Below are 23,349 nucleotides of genomic sequence, written 5' to 3'. Positions count from 1 at the left end.
TGGAGTTGTTGTGCTATTAACTTACTTCTTTTTATTAAATAGGTTTTTATAAATAGCCGTAGCCCATGCTGCTATTTTATCTTTGTTATTATTAACTGCATTTTTAGCGGTTGATTGTAAAGCACTACTAGCTAAGTTGGTAACATAATTAGTAGCCTTGTTTAATACAAAGTTTTTGGCCAACAAGCCCACACCTATACCGCCTGCCGCTTTTAAAATAGTGCTGCCTATATTGCCGGGCTCTACCAAACCGTTCATGGTTGTTTTAAGAATATTTTGTGGTTGGTAACTTTCTAGCGTTGCATGAAACTGCGTTTTTAAAGCCGCTTCTTTAGTAGCTTTTTCAATTTCTAATGCCGCAATTTCTTTCTCTAAATCTTGTAAATTTTTGATAGCCATGTTAGTCTGCCATTTTATCGATGATAGAATCGGCTATTGGATTTTTAAGCCATTTATCTCTAAACCTAAAAGTAATAAGTCCGGCAACAAAGTAAAACCCTGCTAGTGCAAAAAAGCCCAAGTAAGTTTTATGCAATAATTCGCCCAACCACAAGCCTACGGCTATGTTTAAAATCATTACAAAAGACAGCAATAAGGCACCTACCACCAATTTTGATATGAGTGACGATGTTATTACAGCCGTTTTTTTAATGGCTTTGTACTTAGTTAACTCTAATCGGGTTTCTACATAATCACTTGTTTTTTCAAACAATGATTCTAATACATTTTCTGTTGGTTTTTTTTCCATTGTAAGGCTCGTTTGTTGCCGGTACTTATTAACTTTTTTAAACCCCTATATTAAGAAAAATTACGTTGAACATCTTCTTTAATATCTTTTGCGGTGTCTTTACCTTTATCTAAAATGCTATTGGCTTCGCCTCTAATGCTATCATATTTATCTTGCAAAGCTGAACCTAACTCATTGAACTTGTTGCGAACGGTATCACCTAAATCACCTGTTTTTTTAGCTATTTTTTTACGAGTTTCTTTGCCTTTATCTGGTGCAAATAAAATTCCCAAAGCTGCGCCAACTGCAGCGCCTACCAATATACCTGTTATTAATTTCTTGCTCATAATTATACAATTTTACGTGGTTAATTAATTAAATGTTATGTGTTATATTATTACCAAAATGCTGCCAACAAATACAAATTTTATAAGTGTGCAAAACTATAATGGTACTTTTTGTTGGTTAATAGGTTAGGCTTTTTTTAAGATGCCCACCATACAGTTTACTGTATTTGCTTACCAATTTACGGTAGTATTTTTAAAGTGAATACCTGTGGTGTTTATGAAACAAACCTTGCCTTATTTAGTAAATCAATTTTTAAGAAAGAATATTGTAATGCTTGCATTTGGTAATAGATCATTTGTTTTAAAGGCACAAGGGCTGCAATTTCTTTCATCAAATCTTGATATGCCTGTGTGAGCAAATTTGCTTTATTGGTGCAAATTTGTGATAACTCTTGGTAAGGTGTATCGTTATCACTTACTGCTTCAGCAACTTCTTGCTGCTTCATTTCGTTATTTTGTAAAGAAATGCCCATTTGTTTACAATAGCTGCGTAATTCGGTTTCATAATAATGACTTTCATCAGACAAGCCATTTAAAGCAGCCTTTAATAATGTATTTTCAATTTCATCTGCAAGGGTTTCAAATGCATTTTTTGTTTGCGTTAAAAATTGCAGTAAGCAATTCATTTTTTGCAATACCAAATGGTTCAATGTTTCCATTTCCAATATATTAGTTTGAAAAGTTCAATAAATGAAAGCGAAATATTAAGCGGCAAAACGGGCAATGTTTTACCCAATAGTATATTTTTATGCACAAACCGCTTCAACGGCTTTATAAATAATTTCTTTAGTAAAAGGCTTTCCAATAAAAAAATCGGCGCCATTTTCTATCGCCATCGCCCTATCAATAGCTGAGTCGTGAGCCGTAATCATCACCACTTTAGTTTCAGGATATTTCTTTTTTATATAACCAATATAGTTCATTCCTAAGCCATCTGGCAGGTGATTATCTAAAAAAATAATACCAGGGTGCTCCGTTTCAAGCGCCTCATTGGCCGCTGTTAGTGAGTTTACAAAGGCTGTTTCTAAATTCTTTTGTTTCAAAAGCCTACTCAACAAATAACATATATCTGTTTCATCATCTATTATTAAGGCTTTCAAAATTTGGGCATTTATATGATTACTCTGGTTCATACACTATCAATTTGCTACACGTTTATGTTTTCAATATTGTTGCCAACTATTAATTTTACTAGATTGTAGGCTGCAAACCAACCAACTTGTGCATAAGTTATAGCGATTGTGTTGTGTTTCAACCGTTTAAAAATAAAAAATTACGGGTCATTTACAAATTATTTTTATAATTAATCTTTTTACAACATTGGGCAATGCATATTGAGGAATTTTTTACAATTTTATCGAGGAAATAGTTACATGGTACAATTATAGAATACTTGATTGTATACTAATGAATATGAAACAAAAATTATTTGTTTTTGGGGGCTTTTTAAAACAAGTATTAGTAGAGTTTATAGGCGATAATATTTTAAAGTACAGCGCCTCTTTAGCCTACTATACGATGTTATCTATTGCGCCATTATTAGTTATTGTATTAACCGTTATGGGTACCTTTTTCGGCAAAGAGGCGGTAAATGGTGAGTTATACAACCAAATTAATAAGTTAGTGGGCAGCGAAGCGGCCATGCAAATTCAAACATCTATTCAAAATATTCATTTGTATAAAGACAATGTTTTTGCCACCACCATCGGTGTAGTAGTATTAATAATTGGCGCAACAGGTATTTTTGGTGAAATACAAGATTCACTTAATCGTATTTGGGGTTTAAAATTAAAAGCGCAAAGAGCTTGGTGGAAAGTGCTGATTGATCGGTTAATATCTTTTTCACTCATTATTAGCTTAGGCTTTGTACTCATTGTTTCACTAGTACTTAATGCCATTGCAGCTGCCATTAGTGGTAAAATAAGCAGCTTAATACCGGGTGTTGGTAATGTATTGGTTTTGGTAATAGATAGTGGCGTTTCACTCATTATCACTACATTTTTATTTGGTGCTATATTTAAAATTTTACCTGATGCTAAAATAAAATGGAAAGATGTTGGCATTGGTGCACTCATTACAGCTGGTTTATTTTTATTAGGTAAATTCGGTATTGGGTATTACTTAGGCCAAAGTAAAATTGGCTCTATTTACGGTGCGGCTGGCTCTATAATGATATTGATGATTTGGGTTTATTACAGTGCTACCATTTTATATTTAGGCGCTGTATTCACAAAAGTATATGCTACCAATTTTGGTGGTAAAATTTACCCTAGCGAATATTCTGTTTGGGTAAAAGTGGCAGAAATACCGATGCAAACGGTACAATTAAAAGATTAATTATTTATCCCATAAAAAAGTACAACCTCCTTCAAAAAAAGACAAATGAAAAAGAAAATTTTAATTATTGATGATGATGTAGATATGTGTTTATTGCTTAGCAAATTTTTAACCCGTAACGGCTACGAGGTTGATACTGCTAACGCTGGCAACAAGGGTATTGCCAAGTTTAAAGAAAATAAATTTGATATTGTTATCACCGATTTTAGGTTAGGCGATAAAGATGGTAAAGATATTTTAAAGGAAATAAAAGATATAGCACCCAACACCATCGTACTCATTATAACTGGTTATTCTGATATTAAAGTAGCGGTTGATGTTATTAAAATGGGCGCTTTTGATTATATCACCAAACCATTAATTCCTGATGAAGTGTTGAATGTACTCAACAAAGCGTTGGACCAACCAATAACACAGCAGAGCACCATTAACTCAGATGGTACAATCAAAAAAATTGCTCCATCAAAATCAGCGGTTGAACAAAAGTTAAGCAGCAACAGCGAATTTTTAGTAGGCGAAGCTGGTACTACAAAAGAGCTGTATAAACAAATTAAAATTGTAGCGCCAACAAATTACAGCATCATTTTATACGGCGAAAGCGGTACAGGTAAAGAGGTAATTGCAAAAACAATACATAGCCTCAGTGATAGGGCCGATAAGCCTTTTGTTGCTATGGATTGTGGTACGCTTAGTAAAGAGCTGGCTGGTAGCGAATTATTTGGTCACGTAAAAGGCGCATTTACTGGTGCCCTTTCTGATAAAGAAGGACATTTTGAACTAGCCAATGGCGGCACTTTGTTTTTAGATGAAGTGGCCAATTTATCATACGAAGTACAAGCATCTTTATTAAGGGTTATTCAAGAACGTGCCTTTAAAAGAGTTGGGGGTAATAAAGAAATGCCTGTTGATGTTCGCATTATAGTAGCATCAAACGAAAACTTACAAGAGGCCTATCGTAAAGGTAAATTTAGAGAAGATTTATACCATCGTTTCAACGAATTCTCTATCAACCTTCCGCCGTTGAGAGATCGTAAAAAAGATATTCCTTTGTTTGCTGATTTCTTTTTAAACAAAGCAAAAAATGAGCTGGGTAGAGAAATTGATGGTTTTAGCAACGAAGTAATGCAAATGTTTATTAACTACACATGGCCAGGTAATTTACGTGAATTTAGAAACGTAGTTCGCCGTGCTGTGTTGTTAACCCAAAGTGGCCTTGTTGATAGTGCAACGTTACCTTGGGAAATTACCAATAATGAGCCCACTAGCTTATCGCATACGCCACCTGCTTTTTCACATAGGTATGAAGATGAGTTTATACAACACCAAATGCCATCATCACCAGTACGAACCGGTTTCGATTTAAAAGATGCTGCTTCAAGAGCAGAGTATGATGCTATTATGACTGTATTAAAACAAGTGAACTTCAACAAAACGAAGGCGGCAGAAATTTTAAAAATAGACAGAAAAACACTCTACAATAAAATCAAAAGTTTTGAAGAGTTGAATAAAGGATAATATTTTATTTCCATTAAAAAGGGGGTATGGTCATTTACCATATCCCCTTTTCGTTTTTATTGCTAGCTATCTTATTACATTCTTTGATCTTTCTTTTCATCTGCTGCATCTTTTGATTCGTTGCCTGATAGTGCTGATTCTAACTTGTGTAAAAAACTTGAAACCGGACCCTCCATTTTATTGGTACTATCATCTAACGATGTATCGCCCAATAATTGTCCTACATGTAAACTTGTTGGTAAGTAACTCATAAAAAATGGTTTTTGTGCCCCTGCAATATCCCTAATAGCTGTACGCATATCATTACCCTTAGCGGCATTACGTAGTATAGCTACAGCTTCTTTTGCAACGGTATCAAATACTTTTTCAGCAATTGTTTCAGTTGTGGCCGTATAGGCTGCTAACCTTGCTTTTAATGTAGGCGCTTGCTCACCAAATAACAGTGTTAGCCAATCGCTACTGGTTGCATCGCTAGCTAAAACGGCTAAGCCTACTTCTGATTTTGCACTATCATAAATACCTGCTACTACGGTTGGTACTATGGCTTGTGTTAAGGCACTCTCCGTATTTTCAGTATTATGATCAACTACTTTTTCTGTTGTTGGGTCAATTTTTTGCAACGGTGCTAAGTGCAAATTTTCTACTAATTGGTTCACTATATTGATTGACATAAAATCTTTTTTTATTCTGTAATACAACAACCAACAAAAAAACCGTGCCATTTAATTGGTATAAAAATGGGGACTTGTTTATGAAATATGTTTTATCATCTCAAAAAAATTATATCATGGCAGCATCCACTTATTTAACAACCCTCAGTTCAGTATTAGAACAGTTGCGTATTAGAAAACAAGACAAGGCGTTTGAAATGACACCCGATGGTTTTGGCACATCGGCTAAAACCTACAGCCCTAGCGACTTACAGATTATTAAAACCTATCGTTTTGAAGGTGCATCTGACCCATCTGACAATATGATTTTATACCTCATAGAAGCCAATGATGGTAGCATTGGTTACTCTATTGATGCTTATGGTGCATACAGCAACCATGACGATGATGGGTATGATGATTTTATTAGAAAAATACCTGTATCAGAAAGAAGTGAACAACAAATTTTTGGAGAATAAATTAAACAATAGGGTATCAAAATACCCAATAAAAAAGCCTCACTAATTAGGTGAGGCTTTTTTGTTTTAATTACTTGGTTACTTTACCAACTTTAATTCATTAATTAAATTTTTAGCACCGCCTAATTTATCAATACACCACAACACATATCTAACATCAACACAAATGGTGCGGTTTAAATCTTTATCAAAAGCAATTTTGTGACTTAATGCTTCGTAGTTACCATCAAAAGCCAGCCCTATTAAATTGCCATTACCATCAATAACAGGTGAGCCAGAGTTGCCGCCAGTAATATCATTGGTTGTAATAAACGCAACAACTAAATCGTTACGAGATTTATCAATGTACTGACCAAAATCTTTGTTCTTTAATAATTCTACTTGCTTTGTAGGCAAATCAAATTCGTAATCGCCGGCTACATATTTTTCTAATAACCCTTTACTGGTGGTTACAAAATCATACTTCACTGCATCTCTTGGTGCATAGCTTTTTACATTGCCATAACTTACCCTCATACTAAAATTAGCATCTGGGTACATTTTAGCAGCTGCTGCAGGGTCTTTCTCCATAATACCTTTTAAATAAGCCCTACCTAGTTCGTTATTTTTATTTACAAACACAGTATACAATGGTGCATATTTAACGTTGTAATTTTTTGCAAATGCGGTAGCATAATCAAATGCAGGGTCAGCCTGTAACACATTAGCATCAGGCTTTGCAATAAATGCTGCCCATTTAGTATCGTTTAAAATGATGGTGTTGGCAAACAAATCTTTCGCCCATTTTTTAAAAGTAGCTTCATCATTTAAATCACCATACTGAGATTTTATTTTTTCGTAAAAACCTATTGGATGTTGATTTTTGTCGATATCATTATAAAACATTTGTGCTGCTGCAGCAACAATTTTTTCATCGCTGATGGTGTTAGCTGCTTCTAAATATGCTTTACGTGATGCATCTGCTGCAGCGGCAGCTTTGGTAATATCAGCAGCCGTCATACCTGTTTTTACCAATGCCATTTCGAGGCTTTGTAATTGAGCAGCAAAATTGGCTAATGGTGAGCCTAAAATACCTTCCACTAAATATTGGCGTTGTTTAGCATAGGGTGTCCATGCGGCATAATTAGCGGCATAGTCTTTAAAAATATTTTCATATTCTGCTTTACCTGTTGCCCATTTTTGAAAACCAGCTTCGTAAGCTTGCTTTTGATCAAAGGTTTTAAACTTTACCAACTGTTTGGTTTCGCCATCAAAAAATTTCCAATAGTTGGCAACGCTTGCATAGTTGCTTGCCAATTTTAATTTAACGGCAGGGTCTTTAATCATTTGCTCATGCATGTATTTCAAACGCATATCACGTAAACCCACTAACGATGGGTTTTCAATTTCGTTTTTCAATTTAATGCCATAGCTTGTTTCATAACGATTGGTGCTACCAGGGTAGCCATATATCATAGCATAATCACCATCTTTAATACCTTTAATGCTTACTGGTAAAAATGCTTTAGGTTTTAGAGGAATGTTTTCTGCACTAAAGTCAGCAGGCTTACCATCTTTACTTGCGTATACACGAAAAATAGAAAAATCGCCGGTATGACGAGGCCACTCCCAGTTATCAGTATCGCCACCAAATTTACCAACACTTTCTGGCGGTGCACCTACCAAACGAATATCTCTGTAGGTTTTATATACATACATTAAGTATTGATTGCCTTTAAACATGCTGTAAATTCTACCGGCTAAGCCATTGTCTTTATCAGCAACTTTATCAGTTATTGTTTTAAAAACATCGGGTAATTTTTTAGTACGATCCGCCCAACTTAAACCTTTTACAGCATCTTCAACTTCTTTGGTTACATCTACAATTTTATCTAAAAACTGTACCGTTAATTTGCTTTGAATTTCTTGGCCCATATTGTAGGCATAAAAACCATCTCTCAAATAATTGTTTTGAACAGAGCTGGCGCTTGCAATAGCATCATAACCGCAGTGGTGGTTGGTAAAAATTAACCCTTTATCACTCACTATTTCGCCAGTACAGCCACCGCCAAAAATAATAATGGCATCTTTTAACGATGATTTGTTGATGGAGTACAACTGCTCTTTGCTGAGTTTTAAACCACGTTTTACCATGTCGTTATACACTTGTTGGCCCAATAACATAGGCAACCACATACCTTCATCGGCACGGGCTTGTAGTAAGCTTGATATTAATACAAGCGATACAATAAATTTTTTCATTTGTTTGTGTTTTAAATAATATACAAGTGGCAAAAACCAACACACTGTTAGTATGCATGCAACTTGCTTCCTCTGAATTTTTGGTGCAACGAATTTAGGGTTTTTGTGTGGTATTGGTGAGCCAATTAACATTATTAGCCTACACAACAAGTAAGTGCAGTTTTATTAAAGCTATACAATATGAATTAACTTTTTAAGACCATTTCGAAACGACCTACCAATAGGAATTTGTACTTGATGAACTAATAAACTATCGTATTTAATTGCTTTTATATAATGTGTATTAATAGCGTATGACTTATGCACTTGCACTAATGTTGGTATCGCTAACTGCTCCAATACCTCAAGCATGGTAGCTCTAATTAAAAACTTTTTACCGTTTGATGTATGTACTTCAATGTATTTATTGTTGGCCTCAAGGTGTGTAATATCTTGAGGGTTAATCGCAATACTTTGAGGCCCATTTTTAATAAAAATTTGGGATGGTGGGTTTAATGATTGTTCACGTTCATGTTGCTGCTGTACCAACGCCAACTCAATGGTTGCAAATAAATTTTCTTTACTAAAAGGCTTCACTAAATATGCAGCAGGCTTATATTGTTGCGCCTGCTCAAGTGTTTGTTTATCGTACAAAGCCGTTAAAAAAATAAATGGAATATGGGCTTGTTGTAACTTAGCTGCAACATCAAAACCGGCGTAGCTAGCTCCTACATGTATATCAACAATTGCAATATCGGGTTGGTGATTTTCTAAAAAATGTATAGCCTCTTTTCCTGTACTACATGGTTCGTATGGTTTGTAACCTAGGTTTAATAAAACTTGGAACAAACTTTCCGCAATAATGGCTTCATCCTCAACAATTAATACTTTCATAGCTGCTTGAATACTACACAATAAATATAGCTATTTTTTACAGTGGTATCACTAATAAGAATTGTAAATGATGTTTATTTTGTTCAACTGTAATTTTTGCATTCATTTGTTTTGCTAGGCGTTTTACCAAACGAAGCCCCGTAGTGGTGGCTGTTTCAAGCTGTGTAGCTGTTATACCTTTACCATTATCAGCGTAAGTAAATAATAATTGATTGTTGATTTTTGTAGCCGTTATGTAGATGGTACAATCTTTTTTAGTAGCAACATATTTAATAGTATTTAGCAACAGTTCATTGGTTATAAAAACCAGCGGTGTAACAATATCTAATACCAAATAAACTTCCTCCATCATTAAATCAAAAGCTATTGCGTTGCTTCCATCGTGGTGGGTTTGTATGGTTTCAGCCACAAACTGTTCAAAGTATGATTTTAATTCAATGGAGTCGTAATTATTTTGTTGATATAATTTTTGGTGAATCAGTGCTAATGCTTGTATACGACTATGTAGTTGTTTTATGATTTCATCACTATTGGCGCCTTTTTTCAATTGTTGCAATAGCATAAAGCTGCTTATAATTTGTAAGTTGTTTTTTACACGATGGTGCACTTCGTTTAACAACAAATTATTTTGTACAATTTGATCTGCCAGTTTTTTATTTTGCCTTTTAGAGCGGATATTGGAACCGATAGCTAAAGCAACAATGATTAATAACAACGAACCAATAACTAATAAGCTATAAAATTTTATTTTGGTTTGTTGCTCTTTTAGTGAAAGCTTGGCATTATCTTCTTTCAAAAGCAATTCTGAAAAAACAAGTTTATTATTAATGCCATAAAGCCCTTCATTGGTGCTCATGTTTACATATACATCTAATTCTTTTTGCTTATAATAAGCGGCCTCTTTATATAAGCCTCCTTGTTTTGCAATGCTACTTAATTGTTGGTAAGTTAGCATAGAATCGTTAGGGCGCATACCTTGTTGCAAAGCAGTATCAGCAGCCATAAAAGCGGCTTTGTAATTGCCTTTATTGGCTAGTATATAATATTGTGTTGATCGGTATTTATTACGATACATTAAACCATCGTTTTCAATTACATCATTTTTTAAATTAAGCTGTTCAAAATACTTTCTTGCATTGGCGCTATCATTTAACATCATGTAATTTTCTGCTACAAAAACATACGCTTGGTTGCGCTTTTTTATAACTGAGTATTTGCTTGATAATTGAATAATTTTTTGTAACCAAATTTTTGCTTCGGCAGCTTGGTACATTTTGTTGTATGTTGCCGCAACGTTCATCATACTCCTTAAAATTTTGGCCGTATCGGTTGTTCGCAACATAGCTTTATAAAAAATTAGATAATTTTTTATAGCCAATGGTAATTTGTCTTTTCCGAGTGCATCATATACTTCTGCCATTGAGCCGCAGGCTAACCCAATCAATACACTGTCTTTGGTGGATTGTGCTATAGCCAAGGCTTTTTCAAACATTGATAATGCTTTTGAATAACCCAATGGATTGTAATACCCATAATAAAAATCACCGGCCTTTATATACGCTTTTAGTTTTGTAGCTGGTGTTTTTGCGGTGTCAATTTTTAGTTGAAGGCTATTTGGCAGTGGCCGTTGCGACAAAGCAATTATGTTAAAACACAATAAAATTATCAACAATAAATACTTCATTTTTTCTGAATATTAAAATAGCTTATCACACTTATGAGGTAAATGAATTTAGTACAAATAAAATTATATCGCTTTTAAATACAGTTAATATTAAAAAAGGGCTGCATAGAAATGCACCCTTGTAAATCCAATATCCTAAGAAAAACCTTTGGCAAATATGAAGTTGATGAAGATAATGTGCTAATAAAATGCCGTAAACAGCTTTAAATTGTGCACAAAATGCAGGACAACAATAATGTTGACTTGCTGTTTTGTATACGATAGCTTTTGTTTTCAAAATAAGTTAAGTTGTACCTTTACCCTATGCAACACCGTATTAATCCCGATATTGATATTATAGCACAGGTGATAGCTGCTGTATTAACGGCTAAGCCAGATGATGGCTTTTGTAAAAGTATACAGCAACAGTATTTTGAAAGAGGTAGCCTTAGCAAAAAACAATTAGAAGGCTTATTGGGCAAGGCACAACGCATTCAAAAAATTGCACCTGCAAAAATTGCAACCCTTGAGGCAATTATAAAAAAGAAGCATGTTACCCAACGTTCAGAAGCTACTATATCAGCTTCAATTGTTACAGCTAAAGATGAGCAAGTTGGGCAAATGGTAGCTGCCATTTTATTAAAATATCCCCAACACAAAAGAGTGTTGTTGTTTCAATCTATCTTTAAAAAAAACAATATTTTAAACCCTGCCGAAAAAGCTGAACTAGAGCGGTTATACAAGCTTTTAATTAAGTAAACGGTAATGTATAACCCATTTACATTACTAAATAATACCGTTTAAAACATATTAATATTATTTTTTGTGCAGTTCAATCAATAATCCTTACTTTTGATTTAGGAAACGGTAATTTTTACCCCGGTAACATTGCTTCTGCATGGAAACCCTTCCAATCAAATTTCAATAATCAACTACAATTTTCATCACAACAACAGCGAATTTTTTTTGAAACGCACTGCTGATTTTTTATGTACGATATATCACAATTAAACGAGCTACTCGTTCCTGAACTGCATGATATTGCAGACCAGCTCTCCATCAACCAATACAAAAAACTAAATAAAACTGACCTTATAAAGGCCATTACCGATAAACAAGTATACATGAGCACAGCCGCTAATACCAATGAAGCTGAAAAGCCAAAAAGAAAAAGAATTGTAAAAGCCACCCCTGTAGCTAGCGCCGCTACTCAAGCTACACTTGATATTGATACCGCCGCAACAGCCGCAACTGTAGTTAAAGACGAAACACCTGTTGCCGAACCTGTTGCAACAAAAAAAGAAAGCCCTCAAAAATTTAAAAAACAAGAAGGCAACGAAAGAAAACCTATCAGAAAAGATAAACCAGCGCCAGCGCCGATTGATATTGAAGAAGAGTTACAGCCAATAACCAGCGAACAAACAACCATACCTGCTGCTATTGCACAAATGTTACAAGCGGTTGATGCTGAAGAAATTCAAGGGCCAGAAACCTTTATTGAAGAACCTACCCCTCCACAACAACACAACAAACCACATTTTAAACAAAGAGAACAACCCGTTTTTAATATTGAATTTGATGGTGTGGTACAAGGCGAAGGCGTATTAGAAATGATGCCAGATGGTTATGGTTTTTTACGCAGCAGCGATTACAACTATTTATCTTCTCCCGATGATATTTACGTATCACCTTCTCAAATAAAATTATTTGGTTTAAAAACTGGCGATACCGTATTGGGCTCTGTTCGTCCACCAAAAGAAGGCGAAAAATACTTTGCACTTTTAAAGGTGAACACCATTAATGGTAAATCGCCAGAAGAAGTGAGAGACCGAGTTCCTTTTGATTATTTAACACCATTGTTCCCATACGAACGTTTAAACTTAACTACCAAAAGCGACCATTATAGCACTCGTATTATGGACCTTTTTACACCAATTGGTAAGGGGCAACGTGGCCTTATTGTAGCACAACCAAAAACGGGTAAAACCATGCTATTAAAGGAGTTGGCTAATGCTATTGCAGAAAACCACCCTGAGTGTTATTTAATGATTGTGTTGGTAGATGAGCGACCTGAAGAGGTAACGGATATGGAGCGTAGTGTAAGAGCCGAAGTAATTGCATCAACTTTTGATGAGCCTGCAGAAAAGCATGTAAAAGTATCAACCATTGCTTTAAACAAAGCAAAGCGTTTGGTTGAGTGTGGGCATGATGTAGTGATTTTATTAGACTCTATTACTCGTTTGGCAAGAGCGCATAATACCGTTGCACCAAGCAGTGGTAAAGTATTAAGCGGTGGTGTTGAAGCCAACGCTATGCAAAAACCAAAACAGTTTTTTGGTGCAGCTCGTAAAATTGAAAACGGTGGTTCATTAACAATCATTGCAACGGCTTTGGTTGATACTGGTAGTAAAATGGATGAGGTTATTTTTGAAGAGTTTAAAGGTACGGGTAATATGGAGCTACAATTAGAGCGTAAATTATCTAACCGTCGTATTTATCCTGCTATTGATATTGTATCATCATCAACTCGTAGAGATGATTTATTGTTAGATAAAGATACCTTCCAACGCATGTGGATTTTGCGTAAACACATGGCCGATATGAACCCAGAAGAAGCACTGAACACATTGCTTAAAAATATGAAAGGCACTAAAGACAACGCAGAGTTTTTAACCAGTATGAATGGTTAATCATTATAACAACACCGCAACGCCTCCAAATTTTGGGGGCGTTGTTTTTTAAAACAAATTTGTATGGAAGTAAAAGGTTTGTTGGTTGATGATGCTACTCGTTGTGAACATTATCATTCCGAATTAGATATTATCGCCATTAAAATGCACTGCTGTAATACATACTATGCCTGCATTACTTGCCACAACTTATTGGCGCAACACCCTGCCACCGTTTGGCCAAAAAATAGTTTTAATGAAAAAGCTATTTTATGTGGAAGTTGCAAAACCGAACTTACCATAAATGAGTATTTAAATAGTAACAGTATTTGTAAAAATTGTAACAGTAACTTTAACCCAAAATGTAGCAACCATTATCATTTATACTTTGAACAATAATTGGTTTTGGCAAACCTATAACATTAGTTATTGTAAGCTAAAGCAATTTTCTACGTAAGTAATACATCAACTTAATATCAAAAATAAATACAATGAAATCATTTAAAAATTATGCCATGTCAATGATTGGTTTATTGATCATTGGTGCATCATGCACAGCGCAACAGCAAAAAGCTACTACTTCAAAAGAAGGAAAAGAAGTAGCAGAAAAAACAAGTTTTCCAAAAGGTAAAACCAATGCTGAATGGAAAAAAATATTAACCAGCACCCAGTACGAAATAATGGTAAACAGAGGTACTGAGCGTCCCTTCGATAATCCATATTACAATAATCACGAAAAAGGTTTTTATTTAAGTGCTGCTACTGGCGATACCTTATTTAGTTCAGATGCTAAATTTGAATCGGGTACAGGCTGGCCAAGTTTTTTTACGCCATACGATAAAAATAAAGTAACCGTAGTAAAAGATAATAGTTACGGTATGGAGAGAGATGAAATCATTGAAACCAGTACAGGTTTACATTTGGGCCATGTGTTTAATGACGGACCCAAACCAACGGGCCTTCGTTACTGTATGAATTCTGCAGCATTTAAGTTTGTAAAAGCACCGTAATGTCATTTAATTTTTTTGCAACCGCTCTGTTAAAATGAGCGGTTTTTTTATGCCTAATTCAAAGCAATTTTAGTGGTACATTTACATGCGTTCATTATGGCCATTACAAAAACACACATTGCCGATTTTATTGAATTAACTACAACAGCTATCGTTATTGATGTTCGTAGCCCTGCTGAATTTGCCCATGCACATTTTCCTAATGCATACAATATTCCACTTTTTAGTAACGAGGAACGTGCCGTGGTTGGTACTGCTTATAAACAACAAAGTAGGGAAGTAGCCATTAAAAAAGGATTGGATTTTTTTGGTCCGAAAATGAACCAAATTATTGATGCCGTAACTGCAATAAAAACATTGTACCCCAACAAAAAAAATGTACTCGTATATTGTTGGAGGGGTGGTATGCGTAGCGCAGGTGTTGCCTGGTTGTTAGATTTATACGGTTTTAAAGTAAGTACATTAATTGGCGGCTACAAGGCTTTTAGAAATTGGACACTTGCACAGTTTAACCAAAGCTATCGTTTCAATATTATTGGTGGTTATACTGGTAGCGGTAAAACCCTTTTATTGCAACGCTTACAAACCGCTAATTTTTCAGTAATAAACTTAGAGGCATTGGCACATCACAAAGGATCAGCCTTGGGTGCATTAGGTGAAGCATCACAACCTTCGCAAGAAATGTTTGAAAATAAACTGGCCACATCACTTTACGAAAACAATAAATCCCAACCCATTATTTTTTTGGAAGATGAAAGCCAACGTATTGGTAAAGTGCAAATTCCTTTAGGTATATGGACACAAATGCGGTCGCAAACCGTTTTCTTTTTTGATATTGATTTTGAAGTGCGTTTACAATATTTAACTGAATGCTATGGCGTACACCCTAAAGACCAACTCATTGCAGCTATTTTACGAATTCAAAAAAGATTGGGAGGGTTAGAAACAAAAAACGCTATCAATTTTATTGTTGAAAATAATTGTAAAGAGAGCTTTCGCATTCTCTTACAATATTATGATAAATGGTATTTTAAAGGATTATACAAACGCCCAAACGTTAATGATGTGCTCATCACTATACCTTCAAACACTGTTGATAGCAACGAAAATTACATCTTACTAAAAAATTTATTACATGAGCAATATTAAACTTACTCAATATTCACATGGTGCTGGTTGTGGTTGTAAAATATCACCACAAGTGTTAGATACTATTTTAAAAGGCAACATTGCCATGCCCGATAATAAAAACTTAATTGTGGGTAACCATAGTAAAGATGATGCGGCTGTTTTAAACTTAGGCAATGGCACAGCGTTAATTGCTACTACTGATTTTTTTATGCCGATTGTTGATGACCCTTTTAATTTTGGACGCATCGCATCTGCAAACGCCATTAGTGATGTTTACGCTATGGGTGGTACGCCTGTTCTAGCTATTGCCATTTTGGGTTGGCCCATTAACAAGTTATCGCCAGAAGTTGCCCAACAAGTTATTGATGGTAGCCGTAGTATTTGTAAAGAAGCTGGTATTTCATTGGCTGGCGGCCATAGTATTGATTCGCCTGAACCCATTTTTGGGTTGGCTGTAAATGGTATTGTTGCTATAGAAAACATCAAACAAAATAACCAAGCACAAGAGGGTGATGTGTTGTTGCTCACCAAGCCTTTGGGTGTAGGCATTTTAACTACTGCTGAAAAAAAATCGATTTTAAAAAATGAACACGAAGGCATTGCTGCTAAACAAATGATGCAACTAAATAAAGTTGGTGAAGCCCTTGGCAAATTAAAGAGTGTTCATGCAATAACAGATGTTACTGGTTTTGGTTTGTTAGGACATTTAGCTGAAATGGCCGAAGGCAGTGGAGTAAGTGCTGTTATTCATTTTAATGATGTGCCCATTATTACGCCTGCATTGTTTGATTATATTGAACAAGGTGCTGTACCAGGCGGCACTCATAGAAACTGGGATAGCTATGGCCATAAAATTGGAAATATTACTGAGGTACAAAAAACCATTTTAGCAGACCCTCAAACAAGTGGTGGTTTGTTAATAGCTGTAAAAAAAGAGGCTGTTGATGCTGTGATAAATATTTTAAACGATTATAACCTCAGCGCTTTTACAAAACCCATTGGGTATTTAACCGCATTAAGTGAACATACTATTACGGTGCTATAAAAAAAGCCGCTTCGTATTGAAGCGGCTTTTTTAATAAAATAATTCTGACATCATACTTCGTACGCTACCACCTGCCGCTTTTTCAATATAGCTGATGTTGGGCGTTATTATTGTTGCATGTTTTTGTAGCATTTCAATTTGAGGTAGTGTAAATGCATCATGTGCCGTGGTACTCATTACCAAAATGGGCTCTCCTTTTTTATTGACCAACTCTAAAATATGTGCAGCAAATAAATTCATTTGTTCGTAACTAATATCAATTACTTCGTGGCCCGATTGTTTAAGCCTGTGTAAAATAATTTTACGTTCAATTGGTTTTTTAATGGCTTCTAAACAAATAATTGCAAAGCTTGTTCCCAAGCACATCATCAAACTGGTGTAATGAATAATATTGTCATCTTCGTCTTTTGATGTGAAAGTAATGGGCACATAATTGTTTTGTGCACAATATTGCTTTACCAATTTTTCATTGGTTCTGGGTGATATACTGGCGTATACCAACTTCGATTGATGATCAATCACCATACTACCATTGCCTTCTAAAAAAATATTTTCCTCTTCGTAAATACTCCAATCTTGCAAATTGTAAATACCCGTTTTTTCTTGAATAGCCTGCACTATATCTAATCGTTTTTCTATACGGCGAATAGGGGCCATCATAGGGAAAATGGTGATTACATTATTGTTACAGCTGATCCAGCTATTCGGAAAAATAGCATCGGGCTTTTGAGGCACTGGTGTATCATTTAATACCAACACTTCAATAGCATTTGCCCTCAATAGTTCCACCATTACATCAAACTGATGCACCGCATGTTCATGTAATGTTTTATTGTTTTTGTAGGTACTATCTTGAAAAAAATTATTGGTTGCTGTTTGTTCATTAAAGCCAAACGCCGCAGGGCGTATCATGGCCACGGTATCTGTTGTTTGCATAAAAACTACTATTTGAATAATGCATCAATAATGGCTGCCAATTGTTCATCTTTTGCTGTTACTACATTGCCCTCGTCGTGGGTACTAAGCCAAATTTCAACAATATTGTAAGTGTTGGTCCAGGTAGGGTGATGATTCATTTTTTCTGCCGCTATTGCAACCGCAGTCATAAATGAAAAAGCATGAACAAAGTTTTTACATTCAAACTTTTTGTAAAGTTTGTTATTAATGTTATTCCACATGTTGGTTGAATTTTAAAAAATTCAGGTTAAAAGATAAGGTGTTGTTTGTTTTTAATTTTCTCATTGGTCATTTCAGTAACCAATTGTACAGATGGTAGTAATCGTAAGGACTGGATAAGGGTTTGTAGTTCAGTTTTAGATAACATTTCGCCCTTGGTTAGCCATAAAAAATCTAAATGCTTGAACTCGGGTAATAAATATTCGCCATCATCTTCGTTATTATACAAATAATGCGCCAATGATGTACCTGGCACAAGGTACTCATAAATTGAAAAATAATAATCTCTACCCTTTTTTTTTAAGGGTATTTCAATACTATGGTTTAATATAAAATTAAATCCTAATGTTTGATTAATATGCCAAGCAAATTGATAATCTTTAACAGGTGCCACAATGCCTAATAGACAAGCATCTTCAAAAAAATCATCGAGCAATTTATCAACATCTAATTTAATTTTCATCATACAAAAGTTTGATGGGTATTAAAACGTAATGGGCAACGTTATTTCTTCGTTACCTCTTTTAATTTTTAATTGGGTACTATCACCCTTATTAAATTTACTTAATGTGTTCATATAGCTTTGTACATCTGTAAACTTATAATCGCCTAATTGTAATAATACATCACCCGTTTTTACACCGGCTTTAATGGCTGGTTTGTTTTCAGAAACACCATCAACCATTACACCTACGCCACTAAAAGTATAATCGGGCATTATACCCAAACTCACTTTAAAGCTTGATTTTCCCATTGCCGCAGCTTCTCTCGTTTTAGTAAACGTAAGTTTATCCATATTATTGGTTGCCGTTAATATTTGCTCAATATATTTTATGATAGCAACAGCGCCTTCATAATTTATTTTATCAGCATCGTCACTTGGTTTGTGGTAATCTTTATGGCTGCCAGTAAAAAAGAATAATACGGGAATATCTTTTTTGTAAAAAGATGTATGGTCGCTTGGGCCGCTTCCGCTGCTATCAATATTTATTTTAAAATAAGTATCGTTGGTTTTAATTAAATTTCCCCATGTAGGTGATGTGCCATAACCCCCAACCGTTAATCCGTGTGTACTATCGTTTAACCTGCCCACCATATCCATGTTAATCATGTAATTTACTTTGCTAACATCTATACCGCTTTGTTCAACAAAATATTTTGAACCAAACAAACCCAACTCTTCTCCTGAAAAAGCTACAAATACAACATTGTATTTTTTAAGGTCGCTTTTTTTAACCCAATTTGCTAAAGCAATTAAAGCAGCTGTACCACTAGCATTATCATCAGCCCCGTTGTGTATCATAGGTTGTGCACCTGTGTATAATGACGTATGATCTTCACCATACCCTAAATGATCATAGTGAGCACCTAGTATAATGGTATATGGTGCATTGTTGTTAATGTACCCTATTACATTATGACCCACTCTTACGGATTGTTGAACTTGAATAGTAATGGTGGCGTTTGGTACGCTGTAACCCTTTACTGTAAATGCAGCTTCGTTAACAGCAGCATCTAAAACAATTGCAGGAATATTCAATGCTGGTGTTTTTTCTTTGGCATCAAATACTATAGCATTTTTAGGGTTACTGCTATTTTTAACGATAAAAAGGGTTGCCTTGTTATTAGCCGCCGCCTTTGCAGCATCTAACATATTTTCTTTTATATCAAAATGTGGGTTGTTGGTATTTTGTGCAATAACACTATCTATATAATAATAAACAACGTTGGGCGATGAACTGTTGAATGATACTTTGCTAACATTTGCTGAATAAGCCAACGGAAAATAATCTTTCAACAATTGTAGTGTTTTGCCGTTTAATTCAAACTGTGTGGTAGTAGCAATTATTTTACCATCGTTTACCTCAAACGGTTGTATAAAACTATTATTGGTGTAGGTTGTTAAACCAGCTTTTTTAAATTGTGCTTCAATGTATTGGTAGGCCAATTTTTCACCAGCTGTGCCTGTGCGTCTGCCTTCCAACTTATCATCTGCCAAAAAATTAATAGTAGCTTTTAAATTATTTTTCAAAGCATCGTTTGTAACGATGTTATTTTTTTGTGCCCACAACACTTGTGGTAAAGCAACCATTAACAACACTAAATACTTCATAAATATTTTTTTGAATGTTCAAAGGTAAATTAATACATGGGTTAGTGTGCTAAATATGCTTAACTGATAGTCAATAATTTGTAAAATATGCTTTTGATTGGGGCATTTAACCGCTTTGGGGCTGTATTTTAATGTTTATATTTGCAGCCATTAAAATAATAGGCATGTTTAACAAGCGTACAAAAATTAAAGTTTTATTAGAAAGCGATCAAGCAAATTACGAAACCACTGTTATGGGTTGGGTGCGTACTTTTCGTAACAATCAATTTATAGCCCTTAATGATGGTAGTACCAATAATAATTTACAAGTGGTGGCTGCCTTGGGTTTGTTAGATGATGCTACTATAAAACGTATTACCACTGGCGCTTGTATTAAAGCTACGGGCACAGTTATAGAATCGTTGGGTAAGGGCCAAAAGGTAGAGTTACAGGCTACCGTTATAGAAATTTTAGGTGATAGCGATGCTGAAAAATTTCCGTTACAACCTAAAAAACACAGCTTAGAGTTTTTACGTGAAGTGGCACATTTACGCTTTCGTACCAATACATTTGGCGCTATTTTTAGGGTACGCCATAGCTTAGCTTTTGCTGTACATCAGTTTTTTAACGACCGAGGTTTTGTATACATGCATACGCCCATTATTACGGGTAGCGATGCTGAAGGTGCCGGCGAAATGTTTAAAGTAACCACTTTGCCTTTAGATGGTACTGCACCTAAAAACGATGATGGTAGCATCAACTTTAAAGAAGATTTTTTTGGTAAAAGCACCAACCTCACTGTAAGCGGACAATTAGAAGGTGAATTAGCGGCAATGGCTTTTAGTGATATTTATACTTTTGGACCAACGTTTAGGGCCGAAAATAGTAATACCACAAGGCACTTAGCTGAATTTTGGATGATTGAACCCGAAGTTGCGTTTAATGATTTGGAAGATAATATGAACCTTGCTGAAGATTTCATTAAGTATATTATTAAATATGCGATGGATCATAATGCTGATGATTTGGCGTTTTTAGCACAGCGTTTAGAGGAAGAAGAAAAACAAAAACCTCAAAACGAACGCAGTGAAATGGGTTTGATTGATAAATTAAAATTTGTAGTAGAAAATAATTTTGAACGTTTAACTTATACTGAAGCCATTGAAATTTTAAAAGAAAGTAACCATAATAAAAAGAAGAAGTTTCAATATTTGGTTGAAGGCTGGGGTGTTGATTTACAAAGTGAACATGAGCGTTACTTGGTAGAAAAACATTTTAAAAAACCAGTAATATTAACCGATTACCCAAAAGATATTAAGGCATTTTATATGCGCCAAAACGATGATGGTAAAACCGTTGCCGCTATGGATATTTTAGCACCAGGTATTGGCGAAATTGTTGGTGGCTCACAAAGAGAAGAACGTTTAGATAAATTGGTACAACGTATGGAAGAAATGCACATACCAACCGAAGAAATGAATTTTTATTTAGATACCCGTAGGTTTGGTGCTTGTCCGCATGCTGGTTTTGGACTAGGTTTTGAACGTTTGGTGTTGTTTGTAACGGGCATGACGAACATTAGAGATGTAATACCTTTTCCACGTTATCCGAAAAGTGCCGCATTTTAAATTTTTTAAAAGAGTAAGTAACACACTTACTCTTTTTTTATGCTTGCTGATAAAACAGTACTTTTAAAAAAGTTTTCTTTTCACCTATTATTGAATATATGTTTGGCACTAAATACCTCGATTTAATTTTAAGCAGCACCGGTTTGTTGCGAACTAAAAAGGTTTTACAAGTAAACCCCACCGCACCACCAACTAGGGTAGAGCCCGAAAAATCAATCATCACCGTTTTTGAATATAGTAAAGATGAGGTGCTTTGTAAGCAATTAAATAAAGTGGAAGATGCTTTTCCCTTTTTGCATTCACCTTCCAATACTTGGATTAATGTTGATGGTTTACGGAAAGAAGATGTTGATAAACTTGCTGCACAATTTGGTATACACCCTTTAATTGCCGAAGATATTATTAGTATTGGGCAACGACCAAAAACCGATGAAATTGATGGACTGGTTTTTTGTTTGCTGAACATGCTTTCGTTTAACAAAGCAATGGGTATTGTTGAATCAGAACAGTTGAGTATTATTTTGGGGCGAAAGTTTGTAATTACTTTTCAAGAAGATCCTACCAAAGATCCATTTAACCCTTTAAGAGATAAATTAAAAATTAGTAGTAGTAAAGTTCGGCAACTCGGTAGCGACTTTTTATTTTACAGCTTGCTTGATTATATTGTTGATTACTATTTTGTGGTAATGGAAAATCTTGCAGAAAAAATTGAAGACTTAGAAGAAGAAATTATTAAGAATGCTAATAACCGCAGCTTGGTAAAAATAAATATGCTTCGTAAAGAAATGATTGTGTTGAAAAGAAGCATAGCGCCTGTTCGTGAATTGGTGAGTAGCATTATGCGTAGCGAAACTGAGTTAATTGAAGAGCGTACTGAAAAGTATTTTAAAGATGTATATGATCATATCATTCAAGCCCACGACCTTTCAGAAAACTATCGTGATATGATGATGAACCTGCAAGATTTATATTTGAGCAATGTAAACCTTCGTATGAACGAGGTAATGAAAGTAATGGCGGTGGTTACTTGTTTACTAGCACCTGCTACTGTTATTGGTGGTATTTTTGGTATGAACTTCGATATAATTCCACTCATGCACAATACATGGGGCTTTTTTATTTGTGTTGGGTTGATGTTGATAATACCAATAGTGATGTTGCGTTTGTTTAAAAAACGTGGTTGGTTTTAACTAATAGGCGTTGCTGCACTTTTCTTTTTAAACACCGGCACAGTACTACATGGTTCACCATACATAATGCTTTTAGCAACAGGGCGTAATTTATTGGTTATCGCTACATATGCTGCTTCGCCAATAGGTAATTCGCCGCAACCTTTTATAACTAAACGAGCATCGGTATATACAGTACTATCAATAGCCGCTATGTTTTGTAATAATATTTTTGTAGCAATATCTTGTTCCGTACTAAATTCAATTTGTTTGGCAACAGGTTGTAATAAACTTACCACTAACATGTAGGCCCACATGGGTATCACCGCATCAGCAGTACATGTGAGTGCTACAATTTTATTGGTATAAATTGTAAGATCAATGTTTTTAAGTGCTTCCCTAAAATCTTTCTCTTTTAAAATTAGGCCCATAAAAAGGTAGTCTTTTAAATCAAAAACCACTACGCCTTCTTTAGGATAATAATCTTCTAAATTAATAGTGATGATACCACTTTCGGCTACCTTATTTACAAATTGCGATTCCATTGTACAAAATTATACTATTTACAAATGTTTACTGTTGTTACTATTGTTGAAA

General features: G+C 34.9%; 25 protein-coding genes. 11 read left to right on the top strand and 14 right to left on the bottom strand.

The genetic code is table 11. The annotated features are described in order from the left end of the window. Positions 1–21: 21 nt before the first annotated feature. The 5 genes from ACFOWM_RS09000 to ACFOWM_RS08980 form a co-directional block, all read right to left on the bottom strand. Positions 22–399 (bottom strand): hypothetical protein, encoded by a 378-nt coding sequence (locus tag ACFOWM_RS09000; protein ID WP_379709037.1) that lies wholly within the window; start codon positions 397–399, stop codon positions 22–24. A 1-nt stretch (position 400) separates the two neighbouring features. Then, on the bottom strand, positions 401–748 hold the full coding sequence (locus ACFOWM_RS08995; RefSeq protein ID WP_379709035.1) for a phage holin family protein: 348 nt from the start codon (positions 746–748) through the stop codon (positions 401–403). Positions 749–798: 50 nt separating this feature from the next. Then, positions 799–1,074, bottom strand: a complete 276-nt coding sequence (locus ACFOWM_RS08990) for a YtxH domain-containing protein (RefSeq protein ID WP_379709033.1) — start codon at positions 1,072–1,074, stop codon at positions 799–801. Positions 1,075–1,289: 215 nt separating this feature from the next. Continuing rightward, positions 1,290–1,733, bottom strand: coding sequence for a hypothetical protein (locus tag ACFOWM_RS08985; RefSeq protein WP_379709031.1), 444 nt, complete (start codon positions 1,731–1,733; stop codon positions 1,290–1,292). Positions 1,734–1,820: 87 nt separating this feature from the next. Then, positions 1,821–2,207, bottom strand: coding sequence for a response regulator (locus tag ACFOWM_RS08980; protein WP_379709029.1), 387 nt, complete (start codon positions 2,205–2,207; stop codon positions 1,821–1,823). A 280-nt stretch (positions 2,208–2,487) separates the two neighbouring features. Here ACFOWM_RS08980 and ACFOWM_RS08975 point away from each other — a divergent pair, with 280 nt between their 5' ends. Further along, on the top strand, positions 2,488–3,411 hold the full coding sequence (locus ACFOWM_RS08975; protein ID WP_379709027.1) for a YihY/virulence factor BrkB family protein: 924 nt from the start codon (positions 2,488–2,490) through the stop codon (positions 3,409–3,411). Positions 3,412–3,456: 45 nt separating this feature from the next. Then, the gene (locus ACFOWM_RS08970; RefSeq protein WP_379709025.1) at positions 3,457–4,926 is read left to right on the top strand and encodes a sigma-54-dependent transcriptional regulator; all 1,470 of its coding nucleotides are present in this window, start codon (positions 3,457–3,459) and stop codon (positions 4,924–4,926) included. A gap of 74 nt (positions 4,927–5,000) precedes the next feature. On the opposite strand, the gene ACFOWM_RS08965 is transcribed toward ACFOWM_RS08970, so the two are convergent. Beyond that, the gene (locus ACFOWM_RS08965; RefSeq protein ID WP_379709023.1) at positions 5,001–5,597 is read right to left on the bottom strand and encodes a hypothetical protein; all 597 of its coding nucleotides are present in this window, start codon (positions 5,595–5,597) and stop codon (positions 5,001–5,003) included. 116 nt (positions 5,598–5,713) lie between these two features. Between ACFOWM_RS08965 and ACFOWM_RS08960 the strand changes: the two genes are divergently transcribed. Continuing rightward, positions 5,714–6,055, top strand: a complete 342-nt coding sequence (locus ACFOWM_RS08960; protein WP_379709021.1) for a hypothetical protein — start codon at positions 5,714–5,716, stop codon at positions 6,053–6,055. Between the two features lie 78 nt (positions 6,056–6,133). Here ACFOWM_RS08960 and ACFOWM_RS08955 read toward each other — a convergent pair whose 3' ends face one another. From ACFOWM_RS08955 to ACFOWM_RS08945, 3 genes are all read right to left on the bottom strand, one after another. Next, positions 6,134–8,296 (bottom strand): S46 family peptidase, encoded by a 2,163-nt coding sequence (locus tag ACFOWM_RS08955; RefSeq protein WP_379709019.1) that lies wholly within the window; start codon positions 8,294–8,296, stop codon positions 6,134–6,136. Positions 8,297–8,467: 171 nt separating this feature from the next. Continuing rightward, positions 8,468–9,169 (bottom strand): LytR/AlgR family response regulator transcription factor, encoded by a 702-nt coding sequence (locus ACFOWM_RS08950; RefSeq protein ID WP_379709017.1) that lies wholly within the window; start codon positions 9,167–9,169, stop codon positions 8,468–8,470. Positions 9,170–9,206: 37 nt separating this feature from the next. Continuing rightward, positions 9,207–10,805, bottom strand: a complete 1,599-nt coding sequence (locus tag ACFOWM_RS08945; RefSeq protein WP_379709015.1) for a histidine kinase dimerization/phosphoacceptor domain -containing protein — start codon at positions 10,803–10,805, stop codon at positions 9,207–9,209. A 351-nt stretch (positions 10,806–11,156) separates the two neighbouring features. Here ACFOWM_RS08945 and ACFOWM_RS08940 point away from each other — a divergent pair, with 351 nt between their 5' ends. The 6 genes from ACFOWM_RS08940 to selD all read left to right on the top strand — a co-directional run bounded on the left by ACFOWM_RS08940 (position 11,157) and on the right by selD (position 16,687). Then, positions 11,157–11,591, top strand: a complete 435-nt coding sequence (locus ACFOWM_RS08940; RefSeq protein ID WP_379709013.1) for a hypothetical protein — start codon at positions 11,157–11,159, stop codon at positions 11,589–11,591. Positions 11,592–11,821: 230 nt separating this feature from the next. Further along, entirely contained in the window at positions 11,822–13,522 is a 1,701-nt protein-coding gene (rho, locus tag ACFOWM_RS08935; protein WP_379709011.1) for a transcription termination factor Rho, read from the top strand. Between the two features lie 63 nt (positions 13,523–13,585). Next, entirely contained in the window at positions 13,586–13,900 is a 315-nt protein-coding gene (locus tag ACFOWM_RS08930; protein ID WP_379709009.1) for a CHY zinc finger protein, read from the top strand. 92 nt (positions 13,901–13,992) lie between these two features. Further along, the gene (gene msrB, locus ACFOWM_RS08925; RefSeq protein WP_379709007.1) at positions 13,993–14,511 is read left to right on the top strand and encodes a peptide-methionine (R)-S-oxide reductase MsrB; all 519 of its coding nucleotides are present in this window, start codon (positions 13,993–13,995) and stop codon (positions 14,509–14,511) included. 96 nt (positions 14,512–14,607) lie between these two features. Beyond that, positions 14,608–15,660, top strand: a complete 1,053-nt coding sequence (gene mnmH, locus ACFOWM_RS08920; protein WP_379709005.1) for a tRNA 2-selenouridine(34) synthase MnmH — start codon at positions 14,608–14,610, stop codon at positions 15,658–15,660. Further along, positions 15,647–16,687 (top strand): selenide, water dikinase SelD, encoded by a 1,041-nt coding sequence (gene selD, locus ACFOWM_RS08915; protein ID WP_379709003.1) that lies wholly within the window; start codon positions 15,647–15,649, stop codon positions 16,685–16,687. The genes mnmH and selD overlap by 14 nt, the downstream gene beginning before the upstream one ends. 30 nt (positions 16,688–16,717) lie before the next feature. Here the strand turns inward: selD and ctlX are convergent, their stop codons facing one another. From ctlX to ACFOWM_RS08895, 4 genes are read right to left on the bottom strand one after another with little or no spacing between them, the layout of a single operon-like run. Beyond that, positions 16,718–17,623 carry a citrulline utilization hydrolase CtlX gene (ctlX, locus tag ACFOWM_RS08910; RefSeq protein WP_379709001.1) on the bottom strand — a complete coding sequence of 302 codons (906 nt, stop codon included), beginning with the start codon at positions 17,621–17,623 and terminating at the stop codon, positions 16,718–16,720. 8 nt (positions 17,624–17,631) lie between these two features. Further along, a complete protein-coding gene (locus tag ACFOWM_RS08905; RefSeq protein ID WP_379708999.1) occupies positions 17,632–17,865 on the bottom strand; it encodes a 4a-hydroxytetrahydrobiopterin dehydratase in 234 nt (77 codons plus the stop codon). Positions 17,866–17,891: 26 nt separating this feature from the next. Continuing rightward, a complete protein-coding gene (locus tag ACFOWM_RS08900) occupies positions 17,892–18,329 on the bottom strand; it encodes an IPExxxVDY family protein (RefSeq protein ID WP_379708997.1) in 438 nt (145 codons plus the stop codon). 18 nt (positions 18,330–18,347) lie between these two features. Then, entirely contained in the window at positions 18,348–19,976 is a 1,629-nt protein-coding gene (locus ACFOWM_RS08895; RefSeq protein WP_379708995.1) for a M20/M25/M40 family metallo-hydrolase, read from the bottom strand. Between the two features lie 164 nt (positions 19,977–20,140). Here ACFOWM_RS08895 and asnS point away from each other — a divergent pair, with 164 nt between their 5' ends. Both asnS and corA read left to right on the top strand, forming a co-directional pair. Continuing rightward, entirely contained in the window at positions 20,141–21,583 is a 1,443-nt protein-coding gene (gene asnS / locus ACFOWM_RS08890) for an asparagine--tRNA ligase (RefSeq protein ID WP_379708993.1), read from the top strand. 98 nt (positions 21,584–21,681) lie between these two features. Continuing rightward, positions 21,682–22,773, top strand: coding sequence for a magnesium/cobalt transporter CorA (gene corA, locus ACFOWM_RS08885; protein WP_379708991.1), 1,092 nt, complete (start codon positions 21,682–21,684; stop codon positions 22,771–22,773). Here the strand turns inward: corA and ACFOWM_RS08880 are convergent. Then, the gene (locus ACFOWM_RS08880; RefSeq protein ID WP_379708989.1) at positions 22,770–23,297 is read right to left on the bottom strand and encodes a DUF2480 family protein; all 528 of its coding nucleotides are present in this window, start codon (positions 23,295–23,297) and stop codon (positions 22,770–22,772) included. The two genes, corA and ACFOWM_RS08880, sit on opposite strands and share 4 nt — an antisense overlap. Positions 23,298–23,349: the final 52 nt, after the last annotated feature.

The sequence above is a fragment of the Ferruginibacter yonginensis genome (genome assembly GCF_042651465.1).
In the GTDB taxonomy this organism is placed as follows: Bacteria; Bacteroidota; Bacteroidia; order Chitinophagales; family Chitinophagaceae; genus Ferruginibacter; species Ferruginibacter yonginensis.
The sequence above is the reverse complement of the archived record's forward strand: the minus strand, read 5'-3'. Positions and strand labels throughout refer to the sequence as shown.

What these genes read in the sequence shown, in the direction of transcription:
- ACFOWM_RS09000 (WP_379709037.1), bottom strand. Translation starts at nt 399, where the DNA reads ATGGCTATCAAAAATTTACAAGATTTAGAGAAAGAAATTGCGGCATTA.
- ACFOWM_RS08995 (WP_379709035.1), bottom strand. Translation starts at nt 748, where the DNA reads ATGGAAAAAAAACCAACAGAAAATGTATTAGAATCATTGTTTGAAAAA.
- ACFOWM_RS08990 (WP_379709033.1), bottom strand. Translation starts at nt 1,074, where the DNA reads ATGAGCAAGAAATTAATAACAGGTATATTGGTAGGCGCTGCAGTTGGC.
- ACFOWM_RS08985 (WP_379709031.1), bottom strand. Translation starts at nt 1,733, where the DNA reads ATGGAAACATTGAACCATTTGGTATTGCAAAAAATGAATTGCTTACTG.
- ACFOWM_RS08980 (WP_379709029.1), bottom strand. Translation starts at nt 2,207, where the DNA reads ATGAACCAGAGTAATCATATAAATGCCCAAATTTTGAAAGCCTTAATA.
- ACFOWM_RS08975 (WP_379709027.1), top strand. Translation starts at nt 2,488, where the DNA reads ATGAAACAAAAATTATTTGTTTTTGGGGGCTTTTTAAAACAAGTATTA.
- ACFOWM_RS08970 (WP_379709025.1), top strand. Translation starts at nt 3,457, where the DNA reads ATGAAAAAGAAAATTTTAATTATTGATGATGATGTAGATATGTGTTTA.
- ACFOWM_RS08965 (WP_379709023.1), bottom strand. Translation starts at nt 5,597, where the DNA reads ATGTCAATCAATATAGTGAACCAATTAGTAGAAAATTTGCACTTAGCA.
- ACFOWM_RS08960 (WP_379709021.1), top strand. Translation starts at nt 5,714, where the DNA reads ATGGCAGCATCCACTTATTTAACAACCCTCAGTTCAGTATTAGAACAG.
- ACFOWM_RS08955 (WP_379709019.1), bottom strand. Translation starts at nt 8,296, where the DNA reads ATGAAAAAATTTATTGTATCGCTTGTATTAATATCAAGCTTACTACAA.
- ACFOWM_RS08950 (WP_379709017.1), bottom strand. Translation starts at nt 9,169, where the DNA reads ATGAAAGTATTAATTGTTGAGGATGAAGCCATTATTGCGGAAAGTTTG.
- ACFOWM_RS08940 (WP_379709013.1), top strand. Translation starts at nt 11,157, where the DNA reads ATGCAACACCGTATTAATCCCGATATTGATATTATAGCACAGGTGATA.
- rho (WP_379709011.1), top strand. Translation starts at nt 11,822, where the DNA reads ATGTACGATATATCACAATTAAACGAGCTACTCGTTCCTGAACTGCAT.
- ACFOWM_RS08930 (WP_379709009.1), top strand. Translation starts at nt 13,586, where the DNA reads ATGGAAGTAAAAGGTTTGTTGGTTGATGATGCTACTCGTTGTGAACAT.
- msrB (WP_379709007.1), top strand. Translation starts at nt 13,993, where the DNA reads ATGAAATCATTTAAAAATTATGCCATGTCAATGATTGGTTTATTGATC.
- mnmH (WP_379709005.1), top strand. Translation starts at nt 14,608, where the DNA reads ATGGCCATTACAAAAACACACATTGCCGATTTTATTGAATTAACTACA.
- selD (WP_379709003.1), top strand. Translation starts at nt 15,647, where the DNA reads ATGAGCAATATTAAACTTACTCAATATTCACATGGTGCTGGTTGTGGT.
- ctlX (WP_379709001.1), bottom strand. Translation starts at nt 17,623, where the DNA reads ATGCAAACAACAGATACCGTGGCCATGATACGCCCTGCGGCGTTTGGC.
- ACFOWM_RS08905 (WP_379708999.1), bottom strand. Translation starts at nt 17,865, where the DNA reads ATGTGGAATAACATTAATAACAAACTTTACAAAAAGTTTGAATGTAAA.
- ACFOWM_RS08900 (WP_379708997.1), bottom strand. Translation starts at nt 18,329, where the DNA reads ATGATGAAAATTAAATTAGATGTTGATAAATTGCTCGATGATTTTTTT.
- ACFOWM_RS08895 (WP_379708995.1), bottom strand. Translation starts at nt 19,976, where the DNA reads ATGAAGTATTTAGTGTTGTTAATGGTTGCTTTACCACAAGTGTTGTGG.
- asnS (WP_379708993.1), top strand. Translation starts at nt 20,141, where the DNA reads ATGTTTAACAAGCGTACAAAAATTAAAGTTTTATTAGAAAGCGATCAA.
- corA (WP_379708991.1), top strand. Translation starts at nt 21,682, where the DNA reads ATGTTTGGCACTAAATACCTCGATTTAATTTTAAGCAGCACCGGTTTG.
- ACFOWM_RS08880 (WP_379708989.1), bottom strand. Translation starts at nt 23,297, where the DNA reads ATGGAATCGCAATTTGTAAATAAGGTAGCCGAAAGTGGTATCATCACT.